Below are 24,345 nucleotides of genomic sequence, written 5' to 3' on the forward strand. Positions count from 1 at the left end.
GCAATGCAAATGAGAATTGTTTGCCTTTCAGGGATAACAGATGAAAAAAATAATGACGCACACAGCGGTATGTTTACTACCGCTTATTTATGGCAATACCTCGCTGGCGGCCGGACAGGAAGACGAAATCACGGTCATCAGCGCCGGGCGCACCGAACAGAATCTGTGGGAAAGTCCGGTCAGTATGCAGGTTATCGACAGTGAAAAACTGAGCCGATTTACCGGCGATCAGATGGCAGAAGCGCTGCGGGATATTCCCGGGGTGGATATTGTTGACAGCTCGTTGGCCGGGCGTAAGCAGATTCGAATTCGTGGCGAAGAAGCCTCGCGCGTGCTGGTGCTTATCGACGGGCAGGAAGTGACCTATCAGCGCGCCGGCCCCAATTACAGTCTGGGCCTGCTGATCGATCCTTCCTATGTCGAGCGCGTGGAAGTGGTGAAAGGACCACACTCGGTGCTGTACGGCTCACAGGCCATTGGCGGGATTATCAATTTTATCACCCGCAAAGGTGGAGACTCGCCCATCGACGGTAAAATCAAGGTGATGTATGACAGCGCGACCGCAGGCTGGCAACAATCGGCGATCGCTTATGGTTCACTGGGGGATTTTGAATATCGCCTCAGCGGCAGCTACAGCGATCAGGGCAATCGCAGCACGCCGGATGGTCGCCTGCCCGGTACCGATTTTCGTAACAACAGCCAATCCGCCTGGCTGGGCTATCGCCTCGGCCAACACAAGTTCGGACTGTCACTGGACCGATATAAAGTCAGTACCCAGACCTACAACAGCTCCACCGACTATGACAGCTTCAGCGTGCGCATTCCCAATTTGGAACGCGATAAAATCGGTTTGTTCTACGACTGGAACGTCGGCAATAGCCTGCTGAAAAAAGTGCATGTGGACGCCTACCGGCAAAACATCAAGCGGGAATTCCGCAACGATTTGGTGCAGAGCGGCGTTGACTTCACCTATGAAGGCTGGGCAATGACCGATTCTGTGATGGCATTGAAAACCGGCACCCATGACAAACAGGTTAGCGATGGCATCACAGTGCAAACCGATCTCACCCCCTGGGATAATCACCTGTTGATTGTCGGCGGGCAGTGGTCACGCGACGATGTTAAACAAACCGCATCAACCAACGTCAATATTGGCAAAACGATCAGCTTCTTGGGAAGCCCGTACAACATCAATATCAATCCGAATATCAACTCTGGCGCACACTGGCAGCAAACTCATTGGTCGTTATTTGCTCAGGATGAATGGAAAATCACGCCAGAGTGGACCTGGACCTTGGGCGCGCGCCAATACTGGGTAGAATCACTCTCTTATGGCAGCACCAGTAATGGCATTATTACCCGCTATGGCTTCCCTGCCATGATTGGCGTAAACGGCGTTGCTAACACCAACAGTTCCAAAGCCAGCCAGCGCGAGCACGACAGCACCACCGTAACCGCCACCACGCTGCGCTATTCTGGCTTTACCAATACACAATTACGCGCCTCATACGCACAGGGTTATGTTTACCCAACCTTGACGCATAAGTTCTACGACACCAGCGCAGGCGGCGGCACCACCTACGGTAACCCGAACCTGCAAGCGGAGCGTTCGGACAACTATGAACTGGGCGCTCGCTATAAAAATGCAGACTGGTTGCTGGACGGTGCGGTGTATCACTCACGCGCCAAAGATTACATCACCACGCTCAACTGCGCGGGCAGCGCTGCCTGCGCTGGCAGCACTGATACCCGCAGCCGCTACTATGCTAACGCCAATAGTGCGAAAACCTACGGACTGGAACTGCATGCAGAATATCTGGGCTGGACGGTATCCCCTTATGTCACCGGAAATGTGATTCGCCGTGAGCTGGAATTGGAAAACCGCAGCACCTTTGACACCGGCGAACCTACATTCACCGGGCGCTTTGGCGTGAAGCATGTCACCCTGTTTAACCTGTTCTCACTGGAGTCTGATGCCTTCCTGCGCGCAGCAACGCGAGCCAAAGACCGCACCGCCGATCAGGAAACCCAGCATGCTGGCTGGGCAACGGCCAATCTGGCGTTTACCGCCACCTTCGGTAAGGATGACCAGTATCAGGTGAACTGGGCGCTGAACAACCTGCTGGACAAACGCTACACCACCGCGCATGAAGGCATTCCAGCCTCCGGATTCAGCACGGTGATTGGCGCTTCCATGGCATTCTGAGGGAAATGACATGTTAAGGGTGATATCTGCGCTGTTTATCGGTTGTCTGGCATGTAGTCTGCCCGCACAGGGAGCATCAACGCCAGCGCGTATCGTGGTCGCTGGCGGTGCTTTGACGGAAATCGTCTATGCAGTAGGGAGCGGCAGCGCAGTGGTAGGGGTGGATCAAACCACTACCTACCCGCCCGAAACACAAACGCTCGCCAAGGTCAGCCACTGGCAGCAGCTAAACGTGGACGGCATGTTGTCTTTGCAGCCCTCGCTGGTGATGACCTGGCAGGACGCCCAACCGCAAGCCGCGCTGGATCAGTTACGCCAGGCGGGCGTTCAGGTCGCGCTGTTTCAACGCACGCCCAGCACGCCGCAGCAGTTGATCGGCACGATACGCCAGGCGGCTAACCTGTTACAAAAAGTCGAACAGGGAGAGGCGCTTATCGCGCAGATCAATGCGGATCTTCAGCGGGTACATCAACTCACCGCGGCACAAAAAACGCCGGTAAAGGTGCTATTTTTGCTTAGCGTCGCAGGCAGCGGGGCCATGGTGGCGGGCAAAAACACCGTCGCCGATGGCATGATCGCACTGGCAGGGGGAGAAAATATGGCAACCCACCCTCAATATCGGCCCTATGGCGGTGAGTCGATGATCGCCGCCGATCCAGAGGTGATCGTGGTGACATCGCAGAGTATCGCGGGTGGGTTGGACACATTGGCTGCGGTGCCCGGCATCACCCACACTCGCGCCTGGCGTCAGCAACGTATTGTTGCCATCGATCAGGCGCTGGTGCTAGGCATGGGACCCAGAGTGGCACACGCCGTGCAGGCGCTAAGTGCCGGTTTTTATCCGGGGCCTTGAGTCGAGGGTAAATCAAATCACCCAGGCCCGATTTATACCAATAAAAAAGAGCAGCCGTAACAGCTGCCCTTTACTTCTTATTCTCAAGACCACACGATAAAGCTATATAAGTAATTGAGATAATACAATATTAAAGTGCCTTACTGCATATTACTCCCAGTGGGGTAGTTTCTAGCATCGTGTTAACGCCAGCATTTCTGATGTCCGCATACCACTGATAGCCCCGACTTGCGCCTACAACATCGACCCAATAGAGCGTTTCAGAAAACCCCGCGCCAGTATGTTTATTCATATCTCCCCATTCAGACACCAGGGACCCAATGCGACGGGAACTAGCATTCCCATTAATAGCAATCGAATGTGGTTGCTTAAATCCCGGCTGTTGGTCGCAGTATGTGTTGGCACTTGTCCAGTCTAACTTTGTTGAGCCGTTATTAGTAAACCACCTGTTCACTGTAAACGAGTAATTCAACGTCTCTCCCAGCCCATTTGTCGGGGTGGCGGTGATAGTCACAGGTCCAGAAGGTGGATTGTTCAGTGTTACCTGACCATTATTTACCGTTATCGCGCCAGGTTGATTTGAGTTCCATGTATAAGCACTCGCGTTCCCACTGACGTTTAACGTAAATGTTGCTGCACGAAATCCGGTAGTAGGAAATCCATCGCCAATTTTAAAGGTGTAGTCATTCGTTGTGACCCCCGTAAATTCCTCCGGAGTAAACGTGGATGTCTGTGCAGCTGTAGTGTGCGTGCCCACCGTCGCCGTTACCTGATTATCTCCGGCAACCCTGCTCGTTAGCGTGGCTTGCGCCACGCCTTGCGCATTTGTCTGGGCTGTGGGTGTCGTTAACAATGCGCTACCGCTCGTTACCGCAAAGGTCACCGTGATATCAGGAACCACATCTCCCAGCCCGTCTTTCACCACAACATGCAATGCATTAGTGTCAGAGCCGTTGGCAAGCGCACCGCTGGCTACCGTGAAATCCGCATCAGCTATCGTTGCCGTGCTGTTGTCCGCGATAAAAACAGGTCTCAAATAAACGTAAGGGCCATAAGTACCATTGATATACGTTCTCAAATCTATTGATTTAGAACCCGCAACATTACTTTTGAAACGATGGGTAGAGATGCCATCAGTATCAGTCCGCGTTGAACCTAAATGTTGGACATTGTCGCCCCAACTTGCTGATATCGTGACACCCTCAACCGCATTGCCATTTGCATCGACAACGTGAGAACGCAGCTCAACATAGTCGACATCATCAGCAATAGCATTGTCTTTTTCCACCCAGGCGCGTTCAATCACGGCCGTGTTAATGTCACCGTTAAACCTTGAGTTCTTCTCTTGCGTACTGCTGCCATTCACCGAGGCTTTCACCAGGTTGTCGCCTGACACCAGGCTGGTCAGTGCGGTCTGCGCCACGCCACTCTCATCCGTCTGGACCTCAGGGATCGTTAACGTCGCGCTACCGCTCGTTACCGCAAAGGTCACCGTGATACCCGAAACCAGATTGCCACGCCCGTCCTTCACCACAGCTTTCAGCACATTGCTCTGCTCGGTGTTTGCTGCCGCACCGCTCCCTACCGTAAAATCCGCATCAGCTATCTTCGCCGTGTTGTGATCGGCGATGAAAAGCGTGTTTACCGTCTGGTCCTTGCCGTTTACCGTGGCGGTCACCACACTGGTGCCTGCCTTGGTGTTAGTCAGCGTCGCCTTAGCGATACCGTCCGCACCGGTGGTACCGATCACCGTGGTGACTGCGTCGCCTTAGCGATACCGTCCGCACCGGTGGTACCGATCACCGTGGTGACTTGCGCGCCGTTGCTGGCCGTAAAGTCCACCGTCTGACCCGCCACCACGTTACCGCGCGCATCCGTTACCAGTGCCTGCACCGCGTTGCTCCCTGTGCCGTCAGCCACCGCATCGTTGGTGGTCGCCGTCAGGTTGGCTTCGGTGATCTCTGCCGTGCCCTCATCCGCCACAAAGGTGACATTTACCGTCTGGTCCTTGCCGTTTACCGTCGCCGTCACCACGCTGGTGCCTGCCCTGGTGTTGGTCAGCGTCGCCTTAGCGATACCGTCCGCACCGGTGGTGCCGATCACCGTGGTGACTTGCGCGCCATTGCTGGCCGTAAAGTCCACCGTCTGACTCGCCACCGCGTTACCGCGCGCATCCGTAACCAGTGCCTGCACCGCGTTGCTCTCTGTGCCGTCAGCCACCGCATCGTTGGTGGTCGCCGTCAGGTTGGCCTCGGTGATCTCTGCCGTGCCCTCATCCGCTAAAAAGCGGGTTTCCACCGTCTGGTCCTTGCCGTTTACCGTCGCCGTCACCACGCTGGTGCCTGCCTTGGTGTTGGTCAGCGTCGCCTTAGCAATACCGTCCGCACCGGTGGTACCGATCACCGTAGTGACTTGTGCGCCGTTGCTGGCCGTAAAGTCTACCGACTGCCCCGCCACCGCGTTACCGCGCGCATCCGTCACCAGTGCCTGCACCGCATTGCTCTCTGTGCCGTTCGCCACCGCACCGTTGGTGGTTGCCATCAGGTTGGCTTCGGTGATCTCTGCCGTGCCCTCATCTGCCACAAAGCAGGTTTCCACCGTCTGGTCCTTGCCGTTTACCGTCGCCGTCACCACGCTGGTGCCCGCAGTGGTATTGGTCAGCGTCGCCTTCGCGATACCGTCCGCACCGGTGGTACCGATCACCGTGGTGACTTGCGCGCCATTGCTGGCCGTAAAGTTCACCGACTGCCCCGCCACCGCGTTACCGCGCGCATCCGTTACCAGTGCCTGCACCGCGTTGCTCTCCGTGCCGTTCGCCAGCGCATTGTTGGTGGTCGCCGTCAGGTTGGCCTCGGTGATTTCTGCCGTGCCCTCATCCGCCACAAAGGTGACATTTACCGTCTGACGCTTGCCGTTTACCGTCGCCGTCACCACGCTGGTGCCTGCCTTGGTGTTGGTCAGCGTCGCCTTAGCGATACCGTCCGCACCGGTGGTACCGATCACCGTGGTGACTTGCGCGCCGTTGCTGGCCGTAAAGTCTACCGACTGCCCCGCCACCGCGTTACCGCTGGCATCAGTAACTACCGCCTGCACCGCATTGCTCTCTGTGCCGTTCGCCAGCGCGTTATTTGTCGTTGTTGTTAAATTGGCTTCAGTAATGTCTGCTGTACTTGGCTCTACAGAAATTTGCAGCGTTGAGCGAGGAGAAGCATTTCCTCGACTGTCGTAGGCTACCGCTGTTACCGTATAGACATTGCTGTTGCTATTGCGTGCTGATTGATAAGGAGGCAATGTCATTACCACAGACTGCGGCGAAACCTGCGAAAACTCACCGCCAGCCGCAACGAGTGCGCTACTGTCCCACTCAATACGATCAAGGCTATGCTGGCTGTCAACCTGCGCATTCACTGTGACCGCAGTCCCTGCTTCACCGTTAATCTGAGCAGGAAGGGTCAGGCGAATAACATCCTGTTTTTGGTATTCCAGCACGATATTGTTATTGCGTTCGACCAGATCGTAACGGCTACCCGCCAAGGTACGGCTCGACGCTACCGCAGAAGGATCGATATGCGACTGCCAGGATGATCCGAGGCGATAATTGAACTGGAGATTAAGGCTACTGTCAGATTGTCCGCCTTTGCCCGCGCGGTGTTCAGCCCCCACGGTAAATAACGGAATAGGGGTATAATTAAGTCCTGTCGTCAGGGCATACGGATCTTTCTGTCGGTTATTCTTACCGAATAACGCAACATCATTGCCACGATAGTGTTCATACATGAGTTTACCCCCCAACTGCGGGTAGGCCGGTAAATAGGCTTCTGCACGCACGTCATAACCGTTGGCGGGGCGCTCATAATAATCAATAAAGTCACGTGACTGATGCCAATCAGTCAGACCATAATAGCTGTTCACGGACAATTTTAGGTAGTCAGCCCAAGCCTCTGCACCCACACCCACCCGGCGATTTTTTCCGGTAATATCATTATCAAAAAAGGTATTAACACCGTACATCCAATTATCTTGAAAAGTACGGTAACCGATACCCGCATTTAAGGTATTACGGCTATCTTTATTCCGCGCCCCTAGCTGAGTAAACAACATATTTTTATTGTTATCTTTTAACGGCACCAGAACGTCTACCGCGCTGCCATCAAGTTTGAAATCATCATTGACGTTTAGCTGTACGCGGGCAGTGCCGTACTGGCTCAGCCACTGCTGTGCAGAATTGTTGATTTCGCTATTGGCTGCGGAGCGCGCCATCTGCTCTGCTGATTTGGCGGAATTTTTGCTGGACAACATCGTCGCCCCTGCTGCCGCCTGGCTTGCGAGCCGATTTTCTGTCTCAGCAGGCGGTTGATTGTCTACAGAGAAAGGCGATCGCTTACGCGGCACTTCAACTTCATCGCCCGTTATCAGGGATGAAAAGGGTTTAGAAAACGTTCTGTACTGGTTGATTTTTTGTAGTTCTTCAACCGAAACTCCATATCTTTTTGCAATAGCATCAACCGTTTCCCCGGGACCTAACACATACGGTTCAGTATCTGAAAAAGTATGCGCTGGAGTAGCGATAGCCGCAGCCATCGCTGGAGAAAAAGAAATACTCAGTGGAAATAGCAATTGGAAAAAGATATTTACCCACACCATTACGGTGACTTTGCGAGAAACTCTTTGCTCAAACTTTCTTTTCTTGTAAACAAAATAGTTGTATGACATATGTTAAACTCAGAATTAATAAAAAAACCAAATAATTAAGAAGCGAGAAAGGTAGCCTTTGAGTTTTAACAAAACAAGAAATAAGTTCAATGAAATATTATTTTTAGGAATTTGACTTCATTGCAGCTGCGATATATTTACAATTAATTTCAATTCATTAAGAACCTTACTTTTGAGCGTTATTTAAAAGCAATTTAAATACATATAAACTGATTTATTTAAAATCAAATCCATCAGCACGTTTTTTAAAACAACCTATATATCAGGCAACAAAATATTGACATTAATTTCACTATTATCCACGCGCTGCTGCAATTAATGTCTGTCCCAACGAAAGACCGCCAACCCCTGCCGGCAAATTCCTCGGTTGCAATACGGTAAAATCAGCCAGCTCCTGACGCAGTAATATGCTGAGCAGTCGGTTATACCGAACCCCGCCAGAAAGCACGATGGTATGGGTATTCTCCTCACGCGCCGCATGTCGAGCCAACGCGGTCAGGCCTTGCGCCAGCAACGTATTGTTGCCATCGATCAGGCGCTAGTGCCAGGCATGGGACCCAGAGTGGCACACACGGTACAAACGCTGTGTGCCGGGTTTTATCCGGGGTATTAATCGCATCCCCGGCATCCACGCATACTCACTGATGATTTTACCATGATTAATTTATGAGGCTCAGGCTTGCCATCTGGAAGGCACAAGCCTGAACGTTCATCAATGCTACATACTGAGAGAGAAAGAATAATCATTAAAGCGCTTTATTACACACCATCCAATTATTGGTGCCGCTACCACGCACATCACCCGAAGGCATATGAAGGAGTAACGTATTTAGAGAACTCCAATAATAACTGTTGAAGTTACTGTGGAACCCAGAACCTTGGTACACACTTGCATTTCCCCACTCCCCCCATAAGCTTCCATATGCACGAATACCGCTCCCTTGAGAGAGCAGAGTTGCTGTTGGCAGTGACAATCCCTGATCTGTGCACCACTGATTTGCCCCTGTCCATGTAGATGTATTACCTCCATTATTTGTGAACCACTGCTTAACAGTAAATGTATAGACCAGCGGATCTAAACCATCCTTCGATGCCGCAGTGATTGTCACAGGGCCAGAAGGCGCGTTGCTGAGTGTCACTTGACCTACATTATCAACCGTTATCGCAGCAGGCTGATTTGAGCTCCACGTGTAATCCGTGGGATTTGTGTTTGTATTTAATGTAAACGTTGCGGCGGTAAATCCTGTTGAAGGGAACTTAGCGTCGAGTCCAAACTGATGACCATTGACGGTGATATCGGTTAAACGAAGAACCTCAAAACTAGAAACCTTGGCTTTCGTTGTGTGCATGCCCACTGTCGCCGTTACCTGATTATCTCCGGCAACCCGACTTGTCAGCGTGGTTTGCGCTACACCATTCGCATCCGTCTGGACAGTAGGCGTCGTTAATGTCGCGCTACCACTCGTTACCGCAAAGGTCACTGTGATATCAGGGACCACATTGCCCAGCCCGTTTTTCACCACAACACTCAACGCATTACTGTCAGTGCCGTTCGCGAGCGCACCGCTACTTACCGTAAAATCCGCATCGGCTATTGTTGGCGTGGTGTTATCCGACACAAAAGTGACATTTACCGTCTGTCCCTTGCCGTTTACCGTCGCCGTCACCACGCTGACGCCCGCTGTGGTGTTGGTCAGCGTTGCCGTGGCGATACCGTCCGTCCCAGTGGTGCCGATCACCGTCGTGACTTTCGCTCCGTTATCTGCGGTAAAGTCCACAGACTGCCCCGCCACCGCGTTACCGCTGGCATCAGTAACTACCGCCTGTGCCGCGTTGCTCGCCGTGCCATTCGCCACCGCATCGTTGGTGGTCGCCGTCAGGTTGGCTTTCGTAATCTCTGCCGTGGTGTCATCCGCCATAAAGCGGGTTTCCACCGTCTGGCTCTTGCCGTTTACCGTCGCCGTCACCACGCTCACGCCCGCCGTGGTGTTGGTCAGCGTCGCCGTGGCGATGCCGTCCGTCCCAGTGGTGCCGATCACCGTGGTGACTTTCGCTCCGTTATCTGCGGTAAAGTCCACAGACTGCCCCGCCACCGCGTTACCGCTGGCATCCGTCACCCGTGCCTGTACCGCGTTGCTCGCCGTGCCATTCGCCACCGCATCATTGGTGGTCGCCGTCAGGTTGGCTTTGGTAATCTCTGCCGTGCCCTCATCTGCCACAAAGCGGGTTTCCACCGTCTGGCTCTTGCCGTTTACCGTCGCCGTCACCACGCTCACGCCCGCCGTGGTGTTGGTCAGCGTCGCCGTGGCGATGCCGTCCGTCCCAGTGGTGCCGATCACCGTGGTGACTTTCGCTCCGTTATCTGCGGTAAAGTCCACAGACTGCCCCGCCACCGCGTTACCGCTGGCATCCGTCACCCGTGCCTGTACCGCGTTGCTCGCCGTGCCATTCGCCACCGCATCATTGGTGGTCGCCGTCAGGTTGGCTTTGGTAATCTCTGCCGTGCCCTCATCTGCCACAAAGTGGGTTTCCACCGTCTGGCTCTTGCCGTTTACCGTCGCCGTCACCACGCTCACGCCCGCCGTGGTGTTGGTCAACGTCGCCGTGGCGATGCCGTCCGTCCCAGTGGTGCCGATCACCGTGGTGACTTTCGCTCCGTTATCTGCGGTAAAGTCCACAGACTGCCCCGCCACCGCGTTACCGCTGGCATCCGTCACCAGCGCCTGTACCGCGTTGCTCGCCGTGCCGTTCGCCACCGCATCGTTGGTGGTCACCGTCAGGTTGGCTTTCGTAATCTCTGCCGTGGTGTCATCCGCCATAAAGCGGGTCTCCACTGTCTGGCTCTTGCCGTTTACCGTGGCGGTCACCACGCTCACGCCCGCCGTGGTGTTGGTCTGCGTCGCCGTGGCGATACCGTCCGTCCCAGTAGTGCCGATCACCGTGGTGATTTTCGCGCCATTGTTGGCAGTAAAGTCCACAGACTGCCCCGCCACCGCGTTACCGCTGGCATCAGTCACCAGCGCCTGCACCGCGTTGCTCGCCGCGCCGTTCGCCAGCGCATCGTTGGTGGTCGCCGTCAGGTTGGCTTTGGTAATCTCTGCCGTGGTGTCATCCGCCACAAAGCGGGTCTCCACCGTCTGGCTCTTACCGTTTACCGTCGCGGTGACCACACTGCTGCCCGCCGTGGTGCTGGTCAGCGTCGCCGTGGCAATACCGTCTGTGCCTGTGGTGCCAATCACTGTGGTGATGGCCGCACCATTGCTGGCAGAGAAGTTGACCGTTTGCCCCGCAACCGGGTTGCCGCTGGCGTTCGTCACTATCGCCTGCACGGCGTTGGTCGCCGTGCCGTTAGCGATAGCATTATCGGCTGTCACCGTCAGGTTGGCGGCCGTGATTTCTACCATAGTGGATGCAACGACAAGCCGCGTAGTCTCACGAGCAGATGCATTGCCTTGGCTGTCGTAAGCCACTGCACTTATCGTATGCACATTACTGTTGCCACTGCGTGCCTCTTGATAAGGTGGGAGGGTGATCGACACGACCTGTGGGGATATCTGGGTAAAGCTACCACCAGCCGCCAACAACGCGCCGTTATCCCACTCAACCCGATCAAGTGCATGCCGACTGTTAATCTGCGCATTCACGGTAACCGTAGTCCCTGCGTCTCCGCTGATCTGTTCTGGCAACGTCAGACGGATCAGGTTTTGCTGTTGATATTCCAGCACGATATTATTGTTACGCTCGACCAGATCGTAACGACTGCCCGCCAAGGTACGGCTTGATGCCACCGCAGAAGGATCGATATGCGACTGCCAGGATGATCCGAGGCGATAATTGAACTGGAGATTCAGGCTACTGTCTGATTGCCCGCCTTTGCCTGCGCGATGTTCTGCACCTACGGTAAATAACGGGATCGGGGTATAATTAAGTCCCGCTGTTATGGCATACGGATCTTTCTGGCGATTATTCTTACCGAACAACGCAACATCATCGCCACGATAGTGTTCATACATCAGTTTACCCCCTAACTGCGGGTAAGCAGGTAAATAGGCTTCGGCACGCACGTCATAACCGTTGGCGGGGCGCTCATAATAATCAACAGCGTCACGCGATTGATGCCAACCGGTCAGGCCAAAATAACTGTTCACCGACATTTTCAGATAGTCAGCCCAGGCCTCTGCGCCCACGCCGACCCGGAGATTCTTACCGGTAATATCATTATCAAAAAAGGTATTAACGCCGTACATCCAATTATCTTGAAAAGTACGGTAACCGATACCGGTATTTACGGTATTACGGCTGTCTTTATTTCGTGCCCCTAGCTGAGTAAATAACATATTTTTATTGTTATCTTTCAACGGCACCAGTACGTCTACTGCACTGCCATCGAGCTTGAAATCATCATTGACGTTAAGCTGTACGCGAGCAGTACCGTACTGGCTCAACCACTGCTGTGCAGAGCTGTTGACTTCGCTATTGGCCGCAGAACGCGCCATCTGCTCTGCCGATTTAGCGGCATTTTTGCTGGATAGCATCGTCGCCCCTGCCATTGCCTGGTTTTCGAATCGGTTTTCTGTCTGAACTGGCGGTTGATTGTCTATGGAGAAAGGGGATTGCTTACGCGGCACTTCAACTTCATCGCCCGTCGTCAGGGCTGAAAAGGGTTTGGAAAATGTTCTGTACTGGTTGATTTTTTTAAGTTGTTCAACAGAAACTCCGTGCATTTTCGCAACAGTGTCAATGTTTTCTCCGGGGCCTAAAAGATAAGGCTCCGTTGAGGAAAAAGCAGGTGAGGAATCGGCTATAGCCGCCGCTATTGCCGGAGAGAACGATAGACTTAAGGGAAAAAACAATTGAAATAAGATATTAACCCATGCAACCGCAGTAACTTTTTTTGAAAAGAAACGTACTGTTGCCTTTTCCTGAGAAAAAACATTTCTTGCCATCTACAAAACCTACAATAAATTAATAGACGAAAATAATAATCGTCATAAAAATATCGATTAACCATTGCAGTGACAATCATAGATTATTGATCATGATTATTTTTAGGAATTTGATTTCATAACAAGAGAGATATATTTACAGTTATTTTAAATTCATTAAACTCATTACAATCAGCGTTAATTAAAAGTAATTTAAATACAGTTAAAACCTTAAAGTCACTATTTAAAAACAACAAAACTAAATAATATTCTTATTATCCACGCGCCGCAGCAATCAACGCCTGCCCCAATGAAAGACCGCCATCGCCCGCAGGCAAACGTCTCGGCTGTAATACAGTAAAATCAGTGAGTTCCTGACGCAGTAATGTGCTGAGCAGTCGGTTATGCAGAACCCCGCCGGAAAGCACGATAGTATGAGTATTCTCCTCACGCGCAACCTGCCGGGCTAACGCAGCCAGGCCTTGCGCCAACGCCACGTGAAAGGCATGAGCGCGCCGCGCGGGCGCAGCCTGATAGGCCAGCCATTCATGCCAGAATGTCTCCAGATCTAACAGATTGCCGACAAGCGGCATCGATACCGGGTGAGACTGGACATCGCTTTGCCATGCCAGCGTTTCCAACTGGCAAGCGGCTTCACCTTCCCAGCTTTGTTCACGCACGCCAAATCCCGTTGCCGCCGCAACCGCATCGAACAGGCGTCCGGCCGACGAACTGTGCGGCGATTGCACGCCGCGCTCAATCGCCTTGATCAACAAAGGCAGCACATGCTGAGGAAAATTCGCCGCCTGCGGTTGCTCTCGCCAGTCAGGCACAAAGCGCAACCACTGCGCCAGCAGGTTACGCCACGGCTGGCGAGCGGCTAAATCCGCACCCGGCAACGCGACCGCAGGCAGCCCGCCCCGATGAAAGCAGGAACGGTAATCGGCCAGCAGACATTCCCCCCCCCACCATTGGCCTTTTTCGCCATAGCCGATACCATCCAACGTCAAGCCAACAACCGGTCCGGCATTGCGCGGCCAGCCATGCTCCGCCAGACAGGCGGCAATGTGGGCATGATGATGCAACACTTCATGGCAGGCAATACCGGCATCGTCGGCACGCTGATGTCCGAGGCGGTGGCTGATATAGCCAGGATGGGCATCCACGGCAATCGCCGTGGGTGTGAGGCGATAGATATCCTCAAACAGTGCTATCGCGTTTTGATACTGCTGCTCGACATCGCTGTCGGTGAGATCGCCCAGATGCTGACTGACAATGGCATACCCATCGCGCAGCAGGCAGAAGGTGTTTTTCAAATCCGCCCCCATCGCCAGCAGTGCGGGCTGGTGTTCAAAACCGGGCGGCAGCGTAAACGCATCGGGAACATAGCCGCGAGCACGACGCAGCATTTCCGCAGCGCCATCATGACAGCGCACCAGCGAGTCGTCGGCGCGTTGCACGATATCGCGATTATGCAATAGCCAAAGATCGGCCAAGCCATTGAGATCGTCCAGCGCCTGCGCGTTGGTCAACGCGGGCGGTTTGCCGCTGGCATTACCGGAGGTCATCACCAGCGGGCGACCCGCCAAAGCCAGCAGTAGATGCTGGAGCGGGTTGGCGGGCAGCATCAGCCCGACTTCACTCAATCCGGGCGCAATGGCATCACACAGCGCGCCGCCACGTTGCAACGGCAGCAACACGATGGGTGCAGCAGCACTTTTCATCAGGTTGATGGCGGGCGTTTCATCCGTCAGTTGCGCACAGCGCGATAGCCAGTGCTCATCCGGCAACATCACCGCCAGCGGTTTGCCGGGACGATGCTTGCGCAGGCGCAATTGCTCTACCGCATGTTGTTGCGTGGCATCGCACGCCAGATGAAAACCACCCAGCCCTTTGACTGCAACGATCTGCCCCGCTTGCAGCGCCCTCGCCGCCAGTTCCAGTGCCGTGTCGCCCTGCGCCAGCGCATTGCCATTGGCATCGCACACCCACGCGTGTGGCCCACAATCCGGGCACGCCGTCGGTTGGGCATGAAAGCGTCTGTCGGCAGGGTTTTGATATTCTGCGGCACAAGGCAAGCACAGCGGAAACGTCGCCATCGCCGTATTAGGCCTGTCGTAAGGCATATGGCGAATAATGGTAAAACGCGGCCCGCAGTGGGTGCAGTTAATAAAGGGATAGTGATAGCGCCGATTGCCGGGCGTCATCAGCTCTTGCAGACAGGCGGGACAGGTTGCCGCATCAGGCACCACTTGCGTATCCATCGCACCCGCGCCGCTGTGCGCAATGCTAAAGTCGGCGGGTTGCTGCTCCCATTCATAAGGGTGTGATTCAATGCTGTCGATATGAGCGAGGGGTGGGCATTCGCGAGTAAGGTCGTCAAGGAACGAGGCAACCTGCGGTGACATCACCAGATGAATCAACACCCCTGCGCTGTCATTGCTGACATTGCCACACAGTTGGTGTCGATGCGCCAGTTGCCACACGTAAGGGCGAAACCCCACCCCCTGCACTTTGCCTTTAACGCGGATGCGAATACCGTTGCTCATAGTTGGAGCTAAACTCCAGAGGAATATTATGTTTTTCTTCATCAGCGTAAAAAATCACGCCCAGGTGGGTGAAACCGCCGGGTAGGCGGCTCCGCGCACTTCAGCGGGATGCTTTACGCGAAGCAAACCTAAAACGTTAGCAGATGCGCGGCATGGGTTCATTATGCGGCAGATCCAGCAGCCGTGAAGCGCCGAATATTCCGCGCAGTCGTACCTGCTTTTGCGCCGTCGCTTCGCCGATGGTGACAGCCTCTTTGCCCAGTGGATGTGCATGCAGCGCGTCAAGCACCGCTTGTTCCGCCTGCGGAGCCACCGCTAATACCAGCTTACCTTCGTTGGCAAAATTCAGCGCTTCCAAGCCCAGAATTTCACAGATACCGCGCACCGCTGATTTCAGCGGCAGCGCCGCCTCGTCAATCACCATACCGCAACCGCTGGCTTGCGCATATTCATGCAGGATGGCCGTCACACCGCCGCGCGTAGCATCACGCAGCGCACGCACCCCGTCGATCGCACGCAAAGGTGCAATCATCGGTGTCAGGGCAGCACAGTCGCTGCTCAGTTCCGCTTCCAAGCCCAATTTTTCGCGCAGATTAAGGATGGTCGCACCGTGATCGCCCAAGGTCCCAGTGACGATGAGTTTATCACCGGCACGGATCTGCGATGCGCCCCAGTTGATCTCAGTAGGGATGACGCCGATACCCGCCGTATTGATAAACAGTTTATCAGCAGCGCCGCGCGGCACCACCTTGGTATCCCCGGTTACAATCTGCACGCCGGCCTGCTGCGCGGTATGCGCCATGGACGTCACAATGCGTACCAGATCGTCGCCGGAAAACCCTTCTTCAATGATAAAGCCGCAAGAAAGATAAAGCGGCTGCGCACCGCTGACCGCCAGATCGTTGACCGTGCCACACACGGCCAGCTTGCCAATATCGCCTCCGGGGAAAAAAATCGGATCGATGACATAGCTGTCGGTAGTAAACGCCAGACGATCGCCCTGCTGCGTCAGCGGGGCCAGCGGCATACGCGCTTGATCTTCCCGTTGCCCAAGCAGCGGGTTATCAAACGCGGTTAAAAACAACGAGGCAATCAGTTGTTGCATGGCCTGACCGCCACTGCCGTGCGCCAGCGTTATCTCTTTGGGCGGTTTGCAAATATTCACTTAAGTGTCACTCCCGACGGGACTCTCTTCCCGGCGATATTGATAATAGGCGGCACAGGCCCCTTCTGACGAGACCATCAGCGCACCAATGGCGTTTTCTGGCGAGCAACGCGAGGCAAACAGCGGGCAATCCGCCGGTTTGCAGCGACCGGTCAGCACATCACCGCAGCGTGACAGTGGTTCATCGGCCACCCGCTGCTGACGGGGTTGAAAGCGACGTTCAGCATCATAGTCATGATAGGCGGCGCGCAATTGCATGCCGGAATCGGCAATCTCACCCAGCCCGCGCCATTCACTGCTGGCCTTGATCTCAAACACCTCATCCATCGCTTTTTGCGCCAGTCCGTTACCGCTGTCCGGCACAATGCGACGATACTGATTTTCTACCTGGCAGCGCGCTTCACGCAATTGCGTCACCAGCATCAGCAACGCTTGCAATATATCCAGTGGTTCAAAACCAGTGATGACAAACGGCTTATGAAACTCATCGCACAACGGTTGATAAGGCGAAGCGCCAATCACCATGCTGACGTGGCCCGGAGCCAGAAAGCCGTCGATACGGATATCCGGTTGTTCCAGCAAGCTGCGCAAGGTGGGGATAATGGTAATGTGCTGACAGAAAAGCGAAAAATTATGAATGCCGCGCCGTTTGGCCTGCTGTAATGTCAGCGCAGTGCTGGGCATGGTGGTTTCGAATCCCAGCCCGAAAAACACCACCTGACGCTCCGGGTATTTCTCCGCCAGCGCCAGTGCATCCAGCGGCGAGTAGACAATGCGCACATCCGCACCGTGACGGCGCGCATCCAGCAAGGAGCCGTTGCGTCCCGGCACGCGCATCGCATCACCGAAGGTGCAGAAGATCACTTCCGGGTGCGAGGCGATTTCGATGCAGGCATCAATACGTCCCATCGGCAGCACGCACACTGGGCAACCGGGGCCATGCACAAACTCAATCTCCGGCGGCAATAGCCGATCCAGCCCAAACTTGAAAATGGCGTGGGTGTGCCCGCCGCACACTTCCATCAGTTGCAGCGGATGTTCACGCCAGTGCGGCATCGCTGCCACCTGCTTTTCAATTTCCCGCAGCAGCGTTTTGGCTAATTCAGGATCGCGAAATTCATCAACGTACTGCATAACCGTCCCCGTGCTGGCGCATTTCGTCCAGCTCCAGCCCAACCGCCTGCATGGATTGCAATGCGTCCAGCGTGTCCTGCGCCTCCTGCTCATCCAGCAGGCTCATGGCAAACCCGACGTGCACCAAAACCCACTGGCCGATCAGTTCCGCCGGTTCACCTTCGCACACCAGCGCGATATTCACCGCGCGCTGCACACCGCACACATCCACCAGCGCCGGTTGGTGAATATCTTCACCGACCGACACCACTTTACCCGGAATGCCTAAGCACATTGTTGTGCCTCCAGCCAGGCGAACCATTCATCCATCCCCTCGCCGCTGCGGGCCGAGAGTGCAATCACTTGAATATCTGGGTTCACCCGACGCGCATACGCGATGCAGGCGTCAAGATCGAAATCCAGATAGGGCAGCAGATCGATCTTGTTAATGATCATTAACGCGGCGGCAGAAAACATATGCGGATATTTTAGCGGTTTATCTTCGCCTTCCGTCACCGAGAGCACCGCCACTTTATGGCGCTCACCGAGATCGAACCCGGCTGGGCACACCAGGTTACCGACGTTTTCGATAAACAGAATGCTGTTATCCGTCAGTTGCAGACGATGCGCGGCATCATGCACCATTTGCGCATCCAGATGACAGCCTTTCCCGGTGTTAACCTGAATGGCACTCACCCCAGTTGCGCGAATACGTTCAGCATCGTTGGTGGTCTGTTGATCACCTTCGATAACGGCGCAAGGCACATGACTGCTGATACGATCAAGCGTCTGTGTCAACAGGGTGGTTTTACCGGAGCCGGGGCTGGAAACCAGATTGAGCGCCAGAATGTTTTGTGCAGAAAAATGCTCGCGATTATGCTCAGCCAGCGCATTGTTTTTGCTCAGCACATCCATTTCAATCTGCAACAGACGCTGTTGTGGCATGCCCGGTGCGTGCGTTCCCGCCTCGCCCCGCCCGTAGTGCAGATCCGAACCGTTCACTTGCGGCAGGAAAACAACCGGTTGATGCGCGTCATGGTGATGATCGTGATGGTGGTCGTCATGAGCATGAGCGTGTCCCTGTTCTACGCTGCGCTTTGACACCACCTTACTTTCGCCGTGATAGTGGTGGTGAACATCACCGTTATGGTGGTAATGGTGGTGATGAATCACCACATAGCGCGGCGAGCCCGCCTCTTCCGACATGGCGTCATCAGCGTGATGATGCGGGTGATGATGAGCATGGGCGTGTTGGTGCGTATGCGCATGATCGTGTCCGTGGTGATGCCCATGATGATGCGCGTGGGAATGGTCATGGTCATGATGTTCATGAGCATGCTCATCACCTTCAATTCTGCGTTCCCCTTCGCCGCAGCCACATGTGGTACACATAGGAACTGACTCCTTACGGTGTTAAACCGCGTTACTCTACTGCTAGCTGTTTCAATTGCAGGCTATCGCCTTCATCAATTCGCAGGTTATAGCTGCCACACTGCGGGCAACCCGCACCGTGGCGCGAAATGTCAACTACCGCACTGCACTCCCAGCACCAGGCCCGGGCCGCGCGCACGGCAACGTGTAACTCGCATCCCTCCGCCAGCGTTTGTCGGCAAACGGATTCAAAGCAAAAGCGTAATGCGCTCTCCTCAATGCAGGACAGCGCACCAATTTCCAGCCATACGCCCGTGACTTTATGCGCGCCGTGTTGACGCGCCTGTTGCTCAATCAACTCTAGCGTGCTGTAGCAGAGGGATATTTCATGCATGCTACGCGTTCCCACGCAGGAACAACGCACGACGGCTGAGATTACGCGGCGCATTGGCATCCACCACCGGGAGCGACAGCGCCATGCGCGCGCTCTGTTCTGCCAGCGTTAACGCCTGCTGTGCCGACATATGGGGATCGATGGGCGACATCAGTGAACAGGAAAGATACTGATGGTTTTGACCGCTCGCGTCGGCAATTTCGCTCGCGATAAACGTGACATTGCCGCACGGCAATTGCAGCGCCAGACGCTCACCGGCCGTGCGCCGTGACCACACCTGATCCGGTCCCGGCAACACCAGCAAACTCAGCGTCCAGGGCGTTAACAAGCAACCGACCCACTGCTGTTCAAACAGGGTGAAACCGCACGTTTTTACCGGAATGGCGGCACGATAGAACGGCAAGGTTTGCATATCGGTGTGAGCGACGCGGGTAAATGCCGCTTCCAGCCAGACAGCGGGAGAGTCCGCGAAGCCCAACGTATCCTCAGTCACTGCGCGATCGGCCACAGCGGAAGGATCGTCAATGCGCTCACTCATACACAGTGCTCCACCGACAGACAGGTGGTGGGATACGCCGCCTGTTCCTGTGGCGTTTTTCTGCGCACCGTGATGCCGCTGGCATTCAACGCCGCCAGGATCTGCGCCAGAGCGGGTTCGATAGCACGCTGCACGCAGTCGCTGAGCCCAATCGTCGACTCCAATGACTGCGGCTCTACGCCAACCAGCATTAACCGACGAGGAAACTCGTCCGTCAGCTGTAGCGCCATCAGCACATCCGCCAACCCTAACTGGTGCGGGGAAATTTTACGGGTAAACAGCGCAGGCACTTCATTGTCGCGCAGCACGGTGACGGTGCCCGGCGCGCTGCCAGTCAGCACCGCATCAGCAACGATCATATGTTCGCGCTGGGCCATGGTTTCAAGCAACTCCATGCCCGATGTGCCGCCATCGACGATATCAATCTCCGGCGAGAACGCGTATTGCCGTTCCAGCGATTCGATAATGCGCACGCCAACTGCTTCATCGCTCAGCAGCAGGTTGCCAATCCCTAACACCAATGTTTTCATGATGAACCCTTTTACGACATCCTTCTCGTCATTCCCGCCACTGCGGGAATGACGAACAACAGCGTGACCGTTACAGCACTTTCACGCGGGTGACTTCATTACCGTTCACTGCATCAACCACGTGCACGGCACAAGACATGCAGGGGTCAAAGGAGTGGATGGTACGCACCACTTCCAGCGGTTTATGCGGATCGGCCACCGGCGTACCTACCAGCGATTGCTCGTAAGGCCCAGCAACCCCTTCAAAGTTACGCGGTCCAGAGGTCCAGGTTGAGGGCACCACCGCCTGATAGTTGGTGATCTTGCCGTTCTTGAACACAATCCAGTGCGACAGCATACCGCGCGGCATTTCGCCAAACCCGACGCCACGGTACTCTTTGTCCGGGGTAAACTCCGGCTTGATAAAGGTCTGGTGGTCACCCTTGCCGATATTGGTCACCAGCGCCTGCCACTGCTGCGCCAAGGTATCTTTCAATACGCAGCAATGCACGGTACGGCCAATCACACGCCCTAACGTGGAGTGCAAGTGTTTCTCTTCCAGCGTTTTACCGGTCAGCGCTTTATACAGACCAGCAACCTGCGCGAAATGGGCTTGCGTGTCTTGGTGTTTGGCGGCCAAACCGCACAGCAACCAGGCCAGCGGCCCGACTTCGACCGTTTTGCCGTAGAAGGTCGGCGCTTTCACCCAGGAATATTTGCCATCATCCTGCCAGCCGGTGTAGTTGGGGCGCGTCAGCCCTTCCCACGGTGCCAACGGTTCATCATCTTTATACCAAGCATGCTTGCCGCTTTCTTTGATGCCGTCGATCAAAAACGCATCGTTGTGGGTGGTGATCGGACGATATTTGCTGAAATCCCCGTTTTCCAGATAACCGCCGGTCAGCAGGAAGCTGCCGCCTTGGTTGTCGGTCGGCAGTTCAGGCACGCTCAGGTAGTGATCGGCCCCTTTGCCCAGCGTCAGCCACTCAGGGTAGTGCGCCGCGATAACCGCGCAATCCACTTTGTAAACCTGCTCGATAAAATCGCCCAGACGATCGATGAACGATTTCACGTACATCAGGCGTTCCATGGTCAGCACCGCAGGAGCATCCAGGTTGATCGCGTTTGCCACACCGCCGACCGCCAGGTTCTGGATGTGCGGCGTTTTGCCGCCCAGAATGGCAACGATACGGTTCGCATCACGCTGGCATTCCAGCGCTTGCAGGTAGTGAGCGACGGCAATCAGGTTCACTTCAGGCGGCAGCGCCATGGCAGGGTGTCCCCAATAGCCGTTGGCGAAGATCCCCAGTTGGCCGCTGGCCACCAGGTCTTTGATCTTCTGCTGCACTTTGGTGAACTCTGCTGCGCTGTTCAACGACCAGGTGGATGCGCCTTTCAGCAGGGCTTCCGCTTTGTTCGGATCCGCGTTCAACGCCGCCGTCACATCGACCCAATCGAGCGCCGACAGTTGGTAAAAGTGAACAATATGGTCATGAATGCTGTGTGCAGCCAGAATCAGGTTGCGGATATACTGTGCATTGACCGGTACGTTCAACCCGAGTGCGTTTTCCACCGCGCGCACTGACGCGATGGCGTGCACCGTGGTACACACCCCACAGATACGCTGCACAATCATCCACGCATCGCGCGGATCCTGACCTTTAACGATTTCTTCCATTCCCCGCCACATGGTCCCGGAAGACCAGGCTTTAGTGACTTTCCCATGCTCAATTTCGCAATCAATGCGCAGGTGCCCTTCGATACGGGTAATAGGATCAATGGTGATGCGTTGGCTCATGCTTTACCTCGGCCTGATAATTCTTATGAACGCTTCCCAGTGCGGGAAGAACCGGCAACAACCGGATTAACAAGATGTATGCGCACACTTCAATGGCGACAAATCCCATGGAGATCAGCACTTCTTGTGCCGCAGGGAAGTAGTGGTAGCCACCGCCAGGATTGAACGCCAGCAGTGAATAGCTCAAACGCCACAGTGCCGCCCCAAACAGCATGCTGAGGCCACCGACGAACAGCCAGCGCGAATCTTCACGCGCCCCCGGCAACCGGAACAGCACCAGCGGGAACGCCATCAGCGCCGCTTCACACCAGAACATGATGGAGAAGCGATCGCCACTGAACAGATAGCCGGTTTTGTTGTGCCACAACAGTTCGCCAAAGCGCAGCACCAAGAACAGCACCAGCAATACCTGGGTGATGGCGCTCAGCTTGGTAAACAGCGGGCGTTCATTGGGTCCGCGACCTTTCAGCCCGGCCTGCACCAGCGATCCTTCAAACGTGACGATGGAGAAGCCCATAATGAAGGCGGTTAACAACGACAACAGCGGCAGCAACTCATAGCTTTGCCACAGCGGATGCACCTTGTACCCGGCCGAAATCATCAGCGAGCCCATGGAGGATTGGTGCATGGTGGGCAGCAATGCCCCGAGCGAAATGATAAAGAACATCGCCTTGTTGAGGTGCTTCAGCGCTTTCTTCCACCCGAACCGTTCGAACACCACGGGCGCAAACTCCAACGCCATCACCCCGATGTAGATGGTCATACAAACGGCGGTTTCAAACAGCACCGAGTTGGTGTTGAAGAAACCAGGAATGTAGAAGTACGGCAGGTTCCAGTAACGCCCCACGTCGATGGTGATGGACAGCCCACCCAGCGAGTAGCCGAACAAGCTGGCCAACAGCGCCGGACGCACCAAGGGGTGATATTCGCCACGGTTAAACACATAAACCGCCCAGGCCAACGCCCAGCCGCCGCAGGCAAACCCGGTGCCGACCAGCAGGTCAAACGCGATCCACAGCCCCCACGGATAGCCTCCGTTCAGGGCCGCTACCGCACCGATACCAAAGATAAGCCGCCGCAGAATCAATACGCCGCAGATCACCGCAAGCGGTGCCAACAGCATCACCGGCCAACTGACCAGACGCCCGCCCAGCGGGCTGGCTTTATGCGCCGTCATGATCGTTCTCCTGATCTTTCTTCGGATGATGCGGATCGGCGTGGTGTTCGTCGTCCGCCTTGCGTTCATCCCGGGTGTTACGGTGCACCAGCACAGAAAGCCCAGCTAACACCGCCAGCGGCAACACCATGCCTTTATACAAGGTGTGCTGAACGTGCTCAGAGCGCGCGCCGGTAGACAGCTCATCCAGTTGCGGCAGATCGAGGTTTTGGTAGGGAACCCCTGCCATTACCAATACCTGTGTACCGCCCGCCTCTTTCTCGCCGTAAATATGGCGATCGTAGGTCGGAATGGTGTGCAGGTAAGTATCTTTGGCCCCCAGCGTCTGACGCGGGTAGTGGTACTCATCGCCCGGTTTCATCGCCATACGGCGTTTGGCTTCATCAAGCAGCTCTTCGCGCGTGCCAAAGATCACCGCGCCGGTTGGGCATACTTCCACGCATCCCGGCATGCCGCCTTTATCCAACCGCTCCAGCCCTTTCTGGTTACACAGCTCGCACTTGTGCAGTTTGCCGAACGGGTTTTCGTAGTCGTATTTGGGGATGTTGAACGGGCACGCCACCATGCAATAGCGACAGCCGGTACAAACGCTGGCGTCATAATGCACGACGCCGGTTTTGGCATCTTTTTTCAGCGCGCTGACCGGGCAGACCGAGACACAGTTCGGATCGACACAGTGCATACACTGCTTCTTGATGTAGGCATAGCCGTTATCGGCCTGGTCTTTGTTCTGACCGGTACCGCTGCTCCACACCTGAATGATGTTGTTGGTGTAAGGGCTCAACTTGTCATTGTTGGACCAGGTTGGTGAACCGCCGGCATAAATCTGGCTATCCGGTCGATAGGCCGATTCGTTAACCTGCTGACACTCGGTCACGCATGCCTGACACCCTACGCACAGCGTTGAGTCGTAAAGCATGCCCAGTGCACCGGGGATCGGCGGTCGATTGGTCGCCGCTGCCTTGGCGGCAAACGGCGTTCCCGCCATAACCGCACTGGCAGAGGCTAGCTTGAAAAAATTGCGTCTGTTCACG

Annotated in this window: 18 protein-coding genes; 3 read left to right on the forward strand and 15 right to left on the reverse strand. The window is 55.2% G+C overall.

Features of this window, described 5'->3' with window-relative positions:
* Positions 1–40: 40 nt before the first annotated feature.
* Together J5069_RS08095 and J5069_RS08100 are read left to right on the forward strand one after the other, a co-directional pair.
* Positions 41–2,206: a TonB-dependent receptor plug domain-containing protein gene (locus J5069_RS08095; RefSeq protein ID WP_264643333.1), complete on the forward strand. Its 2,166-nt coding sequence runs from the start codon at positions 41–43 to the stop codon at positions 2,204–2,206.
* A 10-nt stretch (positions 2,207–2,216) separates the two neighbouring features.
* Positions 2,217–3,059 carry a heme/hemin ABC transporter substrate-binding protein gene (locus tag J5069_RS08100; protein WP_264643334.1) on the forward strand — a complete coding sequence of 281 codons (843 nt, stop codon included), beginning with the start codon at positions 2,217–2,219 and terminating at the stop codon, positions 3,057–3,059.
* A gap of 130 nt (positions 3,060–3,189) precedes the next feature.
* Here J5069_RS08100 and J5069_RS24205 read toward each other — a convergent pair whose 3' ends face one another.
* The 3 genes from J5069_RS24205 to J5069_RS24265 all read right to left on the reverse strand — a co-directional run bounded on the left by J5069_RS24205 (position 3,190) and on the right by J5069_RS24265 (position 8,286).
* Positions 3,190–4,809, reverse strand: coding sequence for an Ig-like domain-containing protein (locus tag J5069_RS24205; RefSeq protein WP_319801663.1), 1,620 nt, complete (start codon positions 4,807–4,809; stop codon positions 3,190–3,192).
* The gene (gene yrIlm / locus J5069_RS08105; RefSeq protein ID WP_413542205.1) at positions 4,806–7,703 is read right to left on the reverse strand and encodes a YrIlm family inverse autotransporter adhesin; all 2,898 of its coding nucleotides are present in this window, start codon (positions 7,701–7,703) and stop codon (positions 4,806–4,808) included. Before yrIlm (J5069_RS08105) ends, J5069_RS24205 begins: the two co-directional genes overlap by 4 nt.
* A 364-nt stretch (positions 7,704–8,067) precedes the next feature.
* Positions 8,068–8,286 (reverse strand): hypothetical protein, encoded by a 219-nt coding sequence (locus J5069_RS24265; RefSeq protein WP_413542206.1) that lies wholly within the window; start codon positions 8,284–8,286, stop codon positions 8,068–8,070.
* Between J5069_RS24265 and J5069_RS08110 the strand changes: the two genes are divergently transcribed.
* A complete protein-coding gene (locus J5069_RS08110; protein WP_264643335.1) occupies positions 8,227–8,385 on the forward strand; it encodes a hypothetical protein in 159 nt (52 codons plus the stop codon). The genes J5069_RS24265 and J5069_RS08110 overlap by 60 nt on opposite strands.
* Positions 8,386–8,518: 133 nt before the next feature.
* Here the strand turns inward: J5069_RS08110 and yrIlm (J5069_RS08115) are convergent, their stop codons facing one another.
* From yrIlm (J5069_RS08115) to hybA, 12 genes are all read right to left on the reverse strand, one after another.
* A complete protein-coding gene (gene yrIlm, locus J5069_RS08115; RefSeq protein WP_319801665.1) occupies positions 8,519–12,718 on the reverse strand; it encodes a YrIlm family inverse autotransporter adhesin in 4,200 nt (1,399 codons plus the stop codon).
* Positions 12,719–12,972: 254 nt separating this feature from the next.
* On the reverse strand, positions 12,973–15,246 hold the full coding sequence (hypF, locus tag J5069_RS08120) for a carbamoyltransferase HypF (protein WP_264643336.1): 2,274 nt from the start codon (positions 15,244–15,246) through the stop codon (positions 12,973–12,975).
* A gap of 136 nt (positions 15,247–15,382) precedes the next feature.
* A complete protein-coding gene (gene hypE / locus J5069_RS08125) occupies positions 15,383–16,411 on the reverse strand; it encodes a hydrogenase expression/formation protein HypE (RefSeq protein ID WP_319801666.1) in 1,029 nt (342 codons plus the stop codon).
* The gene (gene hypD, locus J5069_RS08130; protein WP_264643337.1) at positions 16,412–17,545 is read right to left on the reverse strand and encodes a hydrogenase formation protein HypD; all 1,134 of its coding nucleotides are present in this window, start codon (positions 17,543–17,545) and stop codon (positions 16,412–16,414) included. It abuts the gene before it with no gap.
* Positions 17,532–17,819 carry a hydrogenase maturation factor HybG gene (hybG, locus tag J5069_RS08135; RefSeq protein WP_252317407.1) on the reverse strand — a complete coding sequence of 96 codons (288 nt, stop codon included), beginning with the start codon at positions 17,817–17,819 and terminating at the stop codon, positions 17,532–17,534. The genes hypD and hybG overlap by 14 nt, the downstream gene beginning before the upstream one ends.
* The gene (gene hypB, locus J5069_RS08140) at positions 17,810–18,916 is read right to left on the reverse strand and encodes a hydrogenase nickel incorporation protein HypB (RefSeq protein WP_264643338.1); all 1,107 of its coding nucleotides are present in this window, start codon (positions 18,914–18,916) and stop codon (positions 17,810–17,812) included. Before hypB ends, hybG begins: the two co-directional genes overlap by 10 nt.
* Positions 18,917–18,947: 31 nt before the next feature.
* The gene (hypA, locus tag J5069_RS08145) at positions 18,948–19,289 is read right to left on the reverse strand and encodes a hydrogenase maturation nickel metallochaperone HypA (protein ID WP_222157537.1); all 342 of its coding nucleotides are present in this window, start codon (positions 19,287–19,289) and stop codon (positions 18,948–18,950) included.
* Position 19,290: 1 nt separating this feature from the next.
* Entirely contained in the window at positions 19,291–19,827 is a 537-nt protein-coding gene (hybE, locus tag J5069_RS08150) for a hydrogenase-2 assembly chaperone (protein WP_264643339.1), read from the reverse strand.
* A complete protein-coding gene (locus J5069_RS08155; RefSeq protein WP_264643340.1) occupies positions 19,824–20,357 on the reverse strand; it encodes a HyaD/HybD family hydrogenase maturation endopeptidase in 534 nt (177 codons plus the stop codon). The genes hybE and J5069_RS08155 overlap by 4 nt, the downstream gene beginning before the upstream one ends.
* 70 nt (positions 20,358–20,427) lie before the next feature.
* The gene (hybC, locus tag J5069_RS08160) at positions 20,428–22,134 is read right to left on the reverse strand and encodes a hydrogenase 2 large subunit (protein WP_264643341.1); all 1,707 of its coding nucleotides are present in this window, start codon (positions 22,132–22,134) and stop codon (positions 20,428–20,430) included.
* Positions 22,112–23,311, reverse strand: a complete 1,200-nt coding sequence (gene hybB, locus J5069_RS08165; RefSeq protein ID WP_264643342.1) for a Ni/Fe-hydrogenase cytochrome b subunit — start codon at positions 23,309–23,311, stop codon at positions 22,112–22,114. The genes hybC and hybB overlap by 23 nt, the downstream gene beginning before the upstream one ends.
* A complete protein-coding gene (gene hybA, locus J5069_RS08170) occupies positions 23,298–24,344 on the reverse strand; it encodes a hydrogenase 2 operon protein HybA (RefSeq protein WP_264643343.1) in 1,047 nt (348 codons plus the stop codon). The genes hybB and hybA overlap by 14 nt, the downstream gene beginning before the upstream one ends.
* Position 24,345 lies beyond the last annotated feature (1 nt).

The sequence above is a fragment of the Candidatus Symbiopectobacterium sp. NZEC127 genome, from assembly GCF_025962675.1.
Lineage (GTDB): Bacteria > Pseudomonadota > Gammaproteobacteria > Enterobacterales > Enterobacteriaceae > Symbiopectobacterium.